Below are 12,266 nucleotides of genomic sequence, written 5' to 3'. Positions count from 1 at the left end.
GAATTTTTTATGACTACTATTTCCACACGACCAACGAGCCGTTTCCCAACCTGGGATAGGTTCTGTAACTGGGTCACTAGTACCGAAAATCGCCTATATATTGGCTGGTTCGGCGTCTTGATGATTCCTCTGTTAGGAGTTTCTATCTGCGTCTTTACGATCGCCTTTATTGCCGCTCCCCCAGTGGATATTGACGGCATCCGCGAACCAGTATCCGGTTCACTGCTCTACGGCAACAATATCATTACCGCCGCCGTAGTTCCCATGTCCAACGCGATTGGATTGCACTTTTACCCCATTTGGGAAGCAGCTTCTATGGAAGAATGGCTCTACAACGGCGGGCCATACCAGATGATTGGTTTCCATTACATTCCAGCCCTTGCTTGCTACATGGGGCGTGAATGGGAATTATCATACCGTCTAGGTATGCGTCCTTGGATTGCAGTTGCCTACAGCGCCCCTCTTGCTGCGACAACTTCAGTATTCTTGATTTACCCAATTGGACAAGGTAGCTTCTCTGATGGGCTGCCTATGGGTATTAGCGGCACTTTCAATTTTATGTTTGTGTTCCAAGCCGAACATAACATTCTCATGCATCCCTTACACATGATTGGAGTCGCTGGAGTCTTGGGAGGTTCGTTGTTCTGTGCAATGCACGGTTCACTGGTGACATCAAGTCTCATTCGTGAAACGACAGAATTAGAATCGCAGAACTACGGTTACAAATTTGGTCAAGAACAAGAGACCTATAACATTGTTGCAGCCCATGGTTACTTTGGTCGCCTAATTTTCCAGTACGCCAGCTTTAACAATAGCCGTTCCTTGCACTTTTTCCTTGCAGCTTGGCCGGTGATTTGTATATGGGGTACTGCTATAGGCATCAGCACAATGGCGTTTAACCTGAATGGCTTTAACTTTAATAATTCCATTCTTGATTCCCAAGGACGTGTACTCCCCAGTTGGGCTGATGTGTTGAACCGAGCAAATTTAGGCTTTGAAGTGATGCACGAACGGAATGCTCATAATTTCCCACTGGATCTTGCCTGTGGTGAAGCTGTTCCTGTAGCAATCACAGCGCCTTCCATCACTGCCTAGTTGGTTTTCAGTTGTCAGCTTGATTCCTCCCTGACAACTGAACCATTTCCTAATCGATTTGTTGGTTGTTTGTTGCTGGTTGTTGGTTGCTTGTTGTTTATAACCTACTAACTACTAACCACTGTAGACCGCGTGCATTTGTACGAAAATATTTACTTTTGAATTCAAGATACTCATACAAATGCTATCTCCCTGAAGGGAGACGCTACGCAAACGCCCCTACTAACTAAAAAATCAGGAGTAATGTAATGAGCGTCGTTACCGAATTAATTCTGAATGCTGATAGTGAATCTCGCTATCCTGCTCCTAAAGAGCTAAGGATTTTTCAAGACTTTTTGAAAACAGGAGATCAACGAATTCGGATTGCAAAAATTTTGTCAGAAAATGAACAACTAATTGTGCAACGCGGTAGCCAAAAATTCTGGGAACGCTGTCCTAACACTCCTAGTAATAGTGGCAACGAGCGAAAAACAGCTTCCTGTCAGCGCGATCAAGGTTGGTATGTTCGTTTAGTTACTTACTCAGTCTTGGCGGGCAGTGAGAAACCCTTGGAAGAAATAGGCACTGTTGGCATTAAAGAAATGTACAACAATTTAGAGATTCCACTCAGAAATATAGTGGAAGCAATGCGCTGCATTAAAGAAGAAGCTGTATCCATGATGAGTGAGGAAGATGCTGTTGAGGTAGGCCCATATTTTGACTACATCATTAGAGCGTTGTCATAGGAAGGAGTAACAGATGAATAATGAAGTATGAAAAATAAAAAATAAATTTATACTTCATTTTTCGTCTTTTCTTAAATATCTATTACTCGAATACTCAAATTAAGGATACAGAATTATGCAAGACGCAATTACTTCTTTGATTAATTCCTCGGACGTTCAAGGCAAATACCTGGATAACAATTCTTTAGAGAAGCTACAACACTACTACCATACTGGTGATATGCGAGCGCGTGCTGCTACTACGATTAGTGCTAATGCCAAAACTATCGTTACTCAAACAGTAGCAAAATCTCTGCTTTATACAGATATCACCGCTCCTGGCGGCAATATGTATACCTGTCGTCGTTATGCTGCTTGTGTTCGAGACTTAGATTACTTTTTACGCTATGCTACCTACGCCATGTTGGCTGGTGATCCCTCAATTTTAGACGAGCGCATTCTGAATGGTTTGAGGGAAACTTATAACTCTTTGGGCGTTCCTATTGGTGCAACTATACGAGCAGTGCAAGCAATGAAGGAAGTAACTAATAGCATGATAGGTACTGAAGCCGGTAAAGAAATGGGTGTCTATTTCGACTATATCGTCTCTGGTTTGAGCTGAAGACCAAACAATAGGGGACAGTCAACAGTAAACAGTTATCAGTATGTTTATCTCTTTATTAATAATTGATAACTGATAACTGGTAACTGATAACTGAAAACTGTTCCCAATCCATACTTTTCTATTACCAATTAACAATTAACAATTCCCTATTACCAATGAGCATTATTATAAAATCAATTTTGAATGCTGATCGTGAAGCTCGGTATCTCAACGCTGGTGAGTTAAGCGCAATTCAACAATTTTACGAGGGCGGAGTTTCTCGGCTGAATCTTGCTGTGACTCTGACGGAAAATGAAAAAGAAATTGTAGAAAAAGCAAGTCTCAAATTTTGGGAACGCTGTCCAAATACACCTAGTAATAGCGGTAATAGAATGTATCGAAATTCGTGCTTGCGCGATCAAAGTTGGTATATTCGTTTGATTACTTATGCTGTAGTAGTGGGAGATGTAGAGCCTTTAGCAGCAATTGGCACTATTGGAGTGAAAGAAATGTACGAATCTCTAGAAATTCCCTTACCTAATTTAGTGGAAGCAATACGTTGCCTCAAAGAAGTATCTTTAGACTTATTTACTTTAGAAGATGCCACTGAAGTAGCACCTTATTTTGATTATTTAATTCAAAGTTTGATGCCTTAATTGGTCATTAGTCATTGGTCATTGGTCTAGTTGGTAAAACTGACAACAAAAAAATAATAAAGGACGAATGACAAAGGACAAATGACAAAGGACAAATGACAAAGGACAAATGACAAAGGACAAATGACAAAGGAAAAAGTTAAATGAGTGCTAAAGCAAGTAGTAGTATTTCAGTTGCTCATCCACAACTATACCAAACTGTACCTCTTGGAGTTATTTCACAAGCAGAACAACAAGACCGCTGTTTAAAGCGTACTGAACTTCAAGAACTCAATTCATTTTTTAGTTCTGGTAATAAGCGTTTAGAAATTGTAGAAACGCTAACTAATAATGCAGACGAAATCGTATCTGTGGGGGCAAATCGGATTTTTGTTGGCGGTTTTCCCATGGATTACTTGGAAAAACCCCAAGATCCTTTAGGATTGCCAGGTTCTGGTTATTATGTAGGTGAGGATTACCTGAGTGCAGCACGAAGAAATGGTTATGTTAGGGATAAGGAACGGGTAAATTTAATACCAACACCAAGATTTTTCAATCCTTTAAGGGGTTGGTGGGAACAAGCACGTACCCTCTTTACTGACAGAGATCCACTCCCGGAGGGTTTTCGTTTTATCAATATTTCTCGCTACGGGCCAACGAGAATGAAACGGTCTATGCGAGACTTAGCGTGGTTTTTACGTTATATAACTTATGCCATTGTTGCTGGTGATACTAGTATTTTGTCAGCGAATGCCAGAGGGTTACGCGGTGTTATCCCAGAAGATGTAACAGATGCTACTGTTGTTGCTCTTAAGGAAATGCAACGTCAATCCCTGAATTACTTTGCAAATGATGCTGAGGCGCAGGAAATTATCAAACATAATTTTCAAGTATTAATATCGGAATACCTTGTGGAAAAACCTCCAGTTCAACTTAGAATTGGGGTCTCCAACGAACAGCAGGGTTTAGTATTGCCTCAAAGTTATGCGATCGCCTCCCAAGCGCGACTCAAATATGTGATGAAATCTGTCTTACCAGAGACAGAAAAGCAAGCAGTAATAAAAACTGCCTATAGGCAAGTTTTTGAGCGCGATGTGACCGCTATCTATGGTTTTGCTGTAGATGAATTGGAGTCCCAAGTTAAGGGTGGACAAATTTCCATGAAGGAATTTGTTCGTCGTTTGGGCAAATCTCGCCTCTACCGCAGACTTTTCTGGGAACCGTATACTATCAGTCGCGTGATTGAATTAGCAATGCGTCACTTTTTGGGACGGGGATTGAGTTCTCTCGAAGAATTTCAAGACTACTTTGCTGTAGTTACCAAAGGTGGTTTACCTAAACTGGTTGACACTTTAGTAGATTCCCAAGAATACGCTGACTACTTTGGCGAGGAAACAGTACCATATCTGCGTGGCTTGGGACAAGAAGCTCAGGAGTGCCGTAATTGGGGGCCACAAATAGATTTGTTTAAGTACAGTGCTGCTGTTCACAAAGTACCCCAATTTGTGACCCTGTTTGGCAAATACACCAAACCCCTACCCAATCAGCATCCTTACGGTTCTGGTAACGATCCTCTCGAAATTCAATTTGGTGCAATTTTTCCTGTAGATGCTTTACCCGCAACAACTCTCCACAGTCCTGCACCCTTTAGTAAAGATAACCGCCGCATTCTGATTAGTTCTGATGGCTTGGGACAAGTCCCAGGAACTTTGGGAAGGGTAATCAAGCTAGATCATCCAGAGAAGTTACACACAAAATCTCTAGTAAATGGAAAACAAGCACCACCCAACGTCAGCCTCGCGAATAATTCCCCATCCACAGTAATTCAGGTGGCTTATCGACAGGTATTTGGACGCGATGTTTTTGAAGGTCAGCGTATAACAGTTGCAGAATCAGCACTCCTAAGTGGTGCAATTACAATGCGGGAGTTTATTCGCCAATTAGCCAAATCTAAATTATTCCGCAGAATGTTTTGGGAACCGCTGTACGTAACTAAGGCGATTGAATACATCCATCGGCGCTTGTTAGGCCGTCCTACCTACGGGCGACAAGAAATGAATCATTACTACGACATCTCTGCAAATCAAGGCTTTTACGCACTGATTGATGAAATGATCGATAGCCCAGAATATATACAAACTTTTGGGGAAGATACGGTTCCCTATGAACGCTATGTTACACCCAGAGGTTTTGCAATGCGATCGCCAAAATCATCTTACGCTGTAAATCTGTCAGTAAAATCTTTGCTATCGTCACCATCAGAATTAGATAGATTTGTTCCCAAGCACCACAACGGACAAAGGCAAACTTTGTCAGAGTTGGTAAATGGGTGTGAGACTAATGTCCAAGAACAAAAGTTGGAACCAGAACTAACCTATGTACAAGCTTCAGTGAGTGAGTCTGAAGGTGAAGACAACTATATCAATCCTGCCTGATAAGGAGATGAGGTTTAAATCCTAATTTATAGGTTTTTCTTGGTGTCTTTGCGTCTTAGTGGTGAAAAAATCTTTTTTTGAAACACCAAGGCACAAAAACACAAAGAAGTTACTGAGATTTGGGTTAGTTTCCTACTCACCTTGACACAGAGAGCTAATCCTAATTGCCAAATCCAAAATCCAAAATTGATATGAGTCTTGTAAAGCAGGTAATTGAGAACGCTGATGAACAGATGCGCTATCCTACTCCCGGAGAAATCCGCATGATTCAAAATTTTTGCCATTCAGGGGAAAAACGGATTCGCATTGCTAAAACTTTGGCTAGTAACCAAAATCGGCTTGTAGAAACAGCTAGTCAAAAGTTCTGGAAGCGGTGTCCAGTGACACCCAGTAATAGCGGCAATATGAGGAAAACAGCTTCCTGCCAACGCGATCAAGGTTGGTATATCCGTTTGGTTGCCTATTGTGTTTTGGCAGGAAATGAGCAGCCCTTGACAGAAATTGGCACAGTTGGAATGCAACAAATGTATCAATCTTTAGGAATTCCACTTTCTAATTGGGTTGAGGCAGTGCGCTGTATTAAAGAAGAAGCTCAAGCACTGCTTGGTGATGAAGATGCTGCGGAAGTCACCCCTTATTTCGACCACATTATTCAAACCCTTTCCTTTCCGGGGGCTCCTTATTTTATGAATGATGGTCGGTTGGATTGGTGATCGGGGATTGGGGGACAAGTGGGACAAGAGAAGGGGGACAAGAAATTTTGGATTTACGATTTTGCGAAAAGTTTGTAGACACGCAGACGCGCTTTACTCGGCTTAAGGTCAGGGTAGTGACTTAAGGTAAGGGTCGGAGGTTTCCTCCATACTCTAACCTTGAAGCCGCTACCTACACCAAGCCGTTACGCGTCTACAAAGCAGCGTCTCGGAGGGAACTTCAAAGCTTTTCAAGACGGATTTCAATCTAAAATCCAAAATCTAAAATTCTTTCTGATCCCCGATCCCCGTTGCCCCTAATCCCCACTCCCTAAGGTCGTGGGGACCGGTGAGTTCCCCAATCCCCGATCCCTTGTTCAAAGTTTTTTAGCAAAAGGATAAGTTCTTATGACCATTGCAATTAGACCCTCACGGACAAGGGGGTTTGAATGGTTTTATGTCCTTGATGACTGGCTGAAACGCGATCGCTTTGTTTTTATCGGTTGGTCAGGCTTGTTACTCTTCCCCTGCGCTTACCTGGCGATTGGGGGTTGGTTTACTGGTACGACTTTCGTTACTTCTTGGTACACTCACGGTATTGTGAGTTCTTACTTGGAAGGCTGTAACTTCTTGACTGCGGCTGTTTCCACTCCTGCTGATAGCATGGGACATTCTCTGTTATTCCTGTGGGGACCTGAGGCGCAGTGGGACTTTACCCGTTGGTGTCAAATTGGCGGTTTATGGGCTTTTGTGGCCCTGCATGGTGTCTTTGGTTTAATCGGCTTCATGCTGCGCCAATTTGAGATTGCTCGTTTAGTTGGCGTTCGACCCTACAATGCGATCGCTTTTTCTGCTCCTATTTCCGTATTTGTTTCTGTCTTCCTCATTTATCCATTAGGGCAATCTTCCTGGTTTTTTGCGCCCTCGTTTGGGGTTGCTGCAATTTTCCGTTTCTTATTATTCTTCCAAGCTTTCCATAACTATACGCTGAACCCGTTTCACATGATGGGAGTCGCTGGTGTATTGGGAGGTGCGCTGTTGTGTGCTATTCACGGTGCAACAGTGGAAAATACTTTGTTTAGAGACACCAGAAGCTTTAATACTTTCGGGGGGTTTTCTCCCACTCAAGCAGAAGAAACCTATTCGTTTGTGACTGCCAACCGCTACTGGTCACAGATTTTCGGGATTGCCTTTTCTAACAAGCGATGGTTGCATTTCTTTATGTTGTTTGTGCCAGTTACGGGCTTATGGATGAGTTCTATTGGCATGGTGGGTTTAGCTTTTAACCTGCGGGCTTATGACTTTGTATCTCAGGAAATCCGCGCAGCCGAAGACCCGGAATTTGAAACTTTCTATACTAAAAATATCCTGTTGAATGAGGGAGCTAGAGCGTGGATGGCGGCTCAAGACCAGCCCCATGAAAAGTTTCAATTCCCTGAAGAGGTACTGCCCCGTGGTAATGCTGAATGAGGGGATGGGTGTAGGGGTATAGGGGTGTAGGAGAGGAAAGTTGATTTGTAAGTATGATTACTTGGTTTTTAATTCTTTCCCTTACACTCCTACCTCCTTACACCCAAAATAGCCCCATGAAAAGTTTGAATTCCCTGAAGAGGTAATGTCCCGTGGAAACGCCCTTTGATTCTAAAGTTTCAAAACCAAAAGACGAAGTTCAAAAACCTGCTTATATTATTAATTCACCAAGTGAAGGTCGTGATGAAGCCTCGACAGGATATGCATGGTGGGCTGGTAACGCTCGTTTTATGAACCAATCTGGTCGGTTTTTGGGTGCTCATGTTGCCCATGCAGGGCTGATTGCCTTTTGGGCAGGGGCGATGCTGCTGTTTGAAGTCGCTCACTATGTCCCAGAAAAACCGATGTATGACCAGGGTCTGATCTTAATGCCTCATATTGCTGCCCTTGGTTTTGGTGTGGGGCCAGGAGGTCAGGTAGTAGATATCTTTCCATTTTTTGCGATCGCTGTATTTCACCTGATCGGCTCTGCTGTTTTGGGTTTTGGTGGCATCTATCACTCCCTTAAAGGACCGCAAAAACTTCCTGGTTTTTTCAATTTCGATTGGAGCGATAAAGATAAAGTCACTAGCATTTTGGGATATCACCTGATTGCTCTGGGTATCGCCGCCTTCTTACTTGTCGGTAAGGCGATGTTATGGGGCGGATTGTATGACACCTGGGCCCCCGGTGGTGGTGGTGTACGCATTGTTACTAATCCTACTCTTGACCCCAGAGTCATCTTTGGTTATCTGTTCAAAGGTTTTACAGGCGGAGCAGGTAATATTGCTAGTGTTGACAACCTAGAGGATTTAGTCGGCGGTCATATTTGGATCGGTTCGCTGCTGATCCTTGGTGGTATTTGGCACATTGTGACTAAGCCTTTTAAGTGGACTCACAAAGCCTTCATTTGGTCGGGAGAAGCTTACCTTTCGCAAAGTTTGGGCAATGTAGCCGGACAAGCATTTATTGCCACAATGTTTATCTGGTTTAACAATACTGCCTATCCCAGCGAATTTTATGGGCCGACAGTTGCTGAATCTTCCAATGCTCAGGCGCTAGTATTTCTTGTGCGTGACCAAAATTTAGGAGCAAATGTCGCTTCCGCACAGGGACCAACAGGTCTGGGGAAATATTTGATGCGATCGCCAACCGGAGAAATTATCTTTGGTGGGGAAACCATGCGCTTTTGGGATGTCAAAGCCCCCTGGCTAGAACCCCTGCGTGGCCCCAATGGTCTAGATATAGACAAACTCCAGCATGATATACAGCCTTGGCAAATTCGCCGTGCTTCTGAATACATGACCCATGCACCCATTGGTTCTCTGAATTCTGTAGGCGGCTTGGCAACTGAACTCAACTCCTTTAACTTTGTTGGTCCCCGTGCCTGGCTAGCTTCTGCACATTTTGTCTTTGCTCTCCTTTTCTTAGTTGGTCATCTCTGGCACGCCGGTCGGGCTCGCGCAGCCGCCGCAGGCTTTGAAAGAGGTATAGACCGAGAAGATGAGCCAGTTCTATCCATGCCTCCATTAGATTAGTTAGGGATCGGGGATCGGGAATTGATTGGGAATTACTTAATCCTTAAACTCTCCCTTGTCCCCCTCGTCTTTCGACTTTCCCACTCTTCATTTGGACTATGCAGTATTTACTCAAAAACCAAATCATTGACTCCGTGGTTCACATAACTTTGTTGATGTTTTTTTGTGTGATTTTGCTTTTTTTGAAAAAATTTTTTCCTGATTCAGCATCAGGTACATATCTACGACTTTTGTTCTAAATAGATGAGTATTTCTTGCATCTATAACCAGAAATTTCATACTTTTGACTTCCCCTTATGGGATACTCCTAACAACCGAAGGAAGCATAATCAATGGGATTACCTTGGTATAGAGTTCATACAGTGGTCTTAAATGACCCAGGACGACTTATTGCCGTACACCTGATGCACAATGCCCTTTGTGCAGGCTTTGCTGGTTCGATGCTTTTGTTTGAACTAGCTTTGTACGATCCTAGCGATCCAGTACTCAATCCCATGTGGCGGCAGGGATGTTTTTTAATGCCGTTCGTGGCACGCTTGGGAGTGACGAATTCCTGGCAAGGCTGGAGCGTTACAGGTGAAACCTTCGCAGATCCTGGTTTTTGGACTTTTGAAACTGTAGCCATAGCTCACATTATCTTTTCAGGTCTTGAGTTCTTGGCTGCTTGCTGGCATTGGGTTTACTGGGATCTCGCCACATTCTTCGATTCCGAAACAGGCGAACCAACTTTAGATTTACCCAAAATTTTTGGCATTCACCTATTCTTAGCTGGTTTACTGTGCTTTGGTTTTGGTGCTTTTCATCTAACCGGTATTTTTGGCCCGGGTATGTGGGTTTCTGACCCATACGGACTAACTGGTCATGTTCAAGGAGTTGCACCAGTGTGGGGGCCAGAGGGCTTTAATCCCCAAAATCCTGGTGGGGTTGTTGCTCATCACATTGCAGCAGGCATTGTGGGAATTATTGGCGGACTTTTCCATATAGTTGTTCGACCCCCCGAAGTACTGTATAGGGGGTTAAGGATGGGAAACATTGAAACTGTCCTTGCCAGTGCCCTTGCCACTTTCTTTTTTGCAGGTTTTGTGGCTGCTGGTAGTATGTGGTATGGAACTGCCACCACACCTATAGAACTCTGGGGACCCACTCGTTATCAGTGGGATCAAAGCTACTTCAAAAAAGAGATTGATCGGCGGGTGCAAGCTGGTTTAGACGAGGGTAAAACTCTCTCACAAGCTTGGTCAGCTATCCCAGAGAAACTAGCTTTCTATGACTATATTGGCAATAATCCTGCCAAGGGTGGTTTATTCCGAGTGGGTCGAATGGTCGATGGAGATGGAGTTGCACAAAGCTGGCTTGGTCATCCAGTATTCCAAGACCGTGAAGGACGAGAATTGACAGTTCGTCGAATGCCTACTTTCTTTGAAACCTTCCCAGTTGTTCTGACTGACAAAGATGGTATAGTGCGTGCAGATATTCCCTTCCAGCGAGCAGAGGCAAAATATAGCTTTGAGCAAACTGGCGTTAATGTCAGCTTCTTTGGCGGGAAACTCGATGGTCAAACATTTACAGACCCAATGACGGTGAAGAAGTACGCACGTCTAGCCCAATTGGGTGAACCTTTTGAATTTGACCGCACAATCCACAATTCCGATGGAGTTTTCCGAACTAGTAACCGGGGCTTTTTTGCCTTTTTCCACACTTGCTTTGCTTTAGTATGGTTTTTCGGACACATCTGGCATGGTTCTCGTACCATCTACCGGGATGTATTTGCTGGCATTGACCCAGAACTTGATGAACAAGTAGAGTTTGGTGTTTTCCAGAAAGTGGGAGATACAACCACACGCAAGAAGCAAGCAGTTATCTAGCTTAATCAGGTTTGTAGTAAGCGCTTAAGCGCTTACTACCACTGAATATTTATCAAAAAAAACTATCAAAAATAGTCGGGGGAATCCATGCAAGCACAAAAGTTTCAACCCAAAAAAGTCGCACCTGTACAATATCTACTCAAAAAATTAAATACTGAGGCAGGTAAAGTTACTCCTGGTTGGGGTACTACACCACTAATGGCTATTTTGATGTTGTTGTTTTTTATTTTCTTATTAATGATTTTAGAGATTGACAATTCATCAATTTTGCTTTAAGGAATCAATATGAATTGATAAATCGAATAAATTTGGGCAAATAATCATAGTTAAGAAGCTAGGGTAATAAGGAAATAGGAATAATGCAACACATTTATTTAGCTTATGGAGAGGGGCAATTTGCCTCAACAGCAACCGGAGTTCTTTTTGGTTTGATAACAGCTGTATCGTTTTGTGTTCTTTTGATAATTTATGCAGCCAACACTTATCCGGTAAACCGTAAGTAAAGTCAAGGTTTAAGGAAACAACAACTACTAACCACTAACTAGTAACAACCAAAACTCAAAAAAGAAAAAAATCATGAAAAGAATATTTGCTCTAATTCTCGTAATTTTGATTTGGTGTAGTGCTGTTTCTACTGCATTTGCAGAAAATACTACATTGGTTCCTTGTTACAAATCAGCTGCATTTGTAGAAAGGATGAAAAATGCTCCTGACAGTTATTACACTACCAAGCCATTAAAAGCTTATTCGCAGTTGCTTTGTGGTGAGGATGGTCTACCTAGAATTGCTCTTGACCGCCTTAGTCTTGCTGTTGATGTAGCAATTCCTATCGCCATATTTCTGTATACTGCTGGTTTTATTGGCTGGAGCGGTCGGTCTTACCTACAGGCAATTAAAAAACAAGATAAAGCAGAAGAAAAAGAAGTGTTTATTGATGTACCTTTATTCATCAGTTGTATGGTGATGGCTTTATTTTGGCCTCTGGCAGCAATTAAAGAATTACTAGCTGGTGAATTAGTTGCCAAGGATGAAGAAATTCCTATTTCAAATCGCTGAAATAATATTGAGAGCATATCTGAAAAGTTTTTGCCAATATACCAAGTGATTGAGGCAAGATAATTTGTATTTGAACAGCTATCCTCTCAATAATCCAAATAAAAATACAAGTTCAACAAATTTAATTTAGGTT

General features: G+C 42.7%; 11 protein-coding genes. All 11 read left to right on the top strand.

Going from position 1 to position 12,266, the window contains the following annotated elements; translation table 11 throughout:
• Window positions 1-9 precede the first annotated feature (9 nt).
• A complete protein-coding gene (gene psbA, locus UYI_RS0121320; RefSeq protein ID WP_016868705.1) occupies window positions 10-1,095 on the top strand; it encodes a photosystem II q(b) protein in 1,086 nt (361 codons plus the stop codon).
• A 248-nt stretch (window positions 1,096-1,343) separates the two neighbouring features.
• Window positions 1,344-1,820: an allophycocyanin subunit alpha-B gene (gene apcD, locus UYI_RS0121315; RefSeq protein WP_016868704.1), complete on the top strand. Its 477-nt coding sequence runs from the start codon at window positions 1,344-1,346 to the stop codon at window positions 1,818-1,820.
• 115 nt (window positions 1,821-1,935) lie between these two features.
• Window positions 1,936-2,421 carry an allophycocyanin subunit beta gene (gene apcB / locus UYI_RS0121310; protein WP_016868703.1) on the top strand — a complete coding sequence of 162 codons (486 nt, stop codon included), beginning with the start codon at window positions 1,936-1,938 and terminating at the stop codon, window positions 2,419-2,421.
• 158 nt (window positions 2,422-2,579) lie between these two features.
• Window positions 2,580-3,059 carry an allophycocyanin subunit alpha-B gene (gene apcD, locus UYI_RS0121305; protein WP_016868702.1) on the top strand — a complete coding sequence of 160 codons (480 nt, stop codon included), beginning with the start codon at window positions 2,580-2,582 and terminating at the stop codon, window positions 3,057-3,059.
• Window positions 3,060-3,202: 143 nt separating this feature from the next.
• Window positions 3,203-5,473: a phycobilisome rod-core linker polypeptide gene (locus UYI_RS0121300; protein ID WP_016868701.1), complete on the top strand. Its 2,271-nt coding sequence runs from the start codon at window positions 3,203-3,205 to the stop codon at window positions 5,471-5,473.
• A gap of 191 nt (window positions 5,474-5,664) precedes the next feature.
• Entirely contained in the window at window positions 5,665-6,186 is a 522-nt protein-coding gene (gene apcD / locus UYI_RS0121295) for an allophycocyanin subunit alpha-B (RefSeq protein WP_016868700.1), read from the top strand.
• Between the two features lie 387 nt (window positions 6,187-6,573).
• A complete protein-coding gene (gene psbD / locus UYI_RS0121290; RefSeq protein ID WP_016868699.1) occupies window positions 6,574-7,635 on the top strand; it encodes a photosystem II D2 protein (photosystem q(a) protein) in 1,062 nt (353 codons plus the stop codon).
• A gap of 152 nt (window positions 7,636-7,787) precedes the next feature.
• A complete protein-coding gene (gene psbC, locus UYI_RS0121285; protein WP_016868698.1) occupies window positions 7,788-9,212 on the top strand; it encodes a photosystem II reaction center protein CP43 in 1,425 nt (474 codons plus the stop codon).
• 332 nt (window positions 9,213-9,544) lie between these two features.
• Window positions 9,545-11,077 carry a photosystem II chlorophyll-binding protein CP47 gene (psbB, locus tag UYI_RS0121280; protein WP_016868696.1) on the top strand — a complete coding sequence of 511 codons (1,533 nt, stop codon included), beginning with the start codon at window positions 9,545-9,547 and terminating at the stop codon, window positions 11,075-11,077.
• An 87-nt stretch (window positions 11,078-11,164) separates the two neighbouring features.
• A complete protein-coding gene (psbH, locus tag UYI_RS0121275) occupies window positions 11,165-11,353 on the top strand; it encodes a photosystem II reaction center phosphoprotein PsbH (RefSeq protein ID WP_016868695.1) in 189 nt (62 codons plus the stop codon).
• A gap of 300 nt (window positions 11,354-11,653) precedes the next feature.
• A complete protein-coding gene (locus tag UYI_RS0121265; RefSeq protein WP_016868693.1) occupies window positions 11,654-12,133 on the top strand; it encodes a hypothetical protein in 480 nt (159 codons plus the stop codon).
• The last annotated feature ends 133 nt before the right edge of the window (window positions 12,134-12,266 follow it).

This window comes from Fischerella muscicola PCC 7414 (genome assembly GCF_000317205.1).
In the GTDB taxonomy this organism is placed as follows: Bacteria; Cyanobacteriota; Cyanobacteriia; order Cyanobacteriales; family Nostocaceae; genus Fischerella; species Fischerella muscicola.
This window is presented reverse-complemented; position numbering and strand designations above follow the sequence as displayed.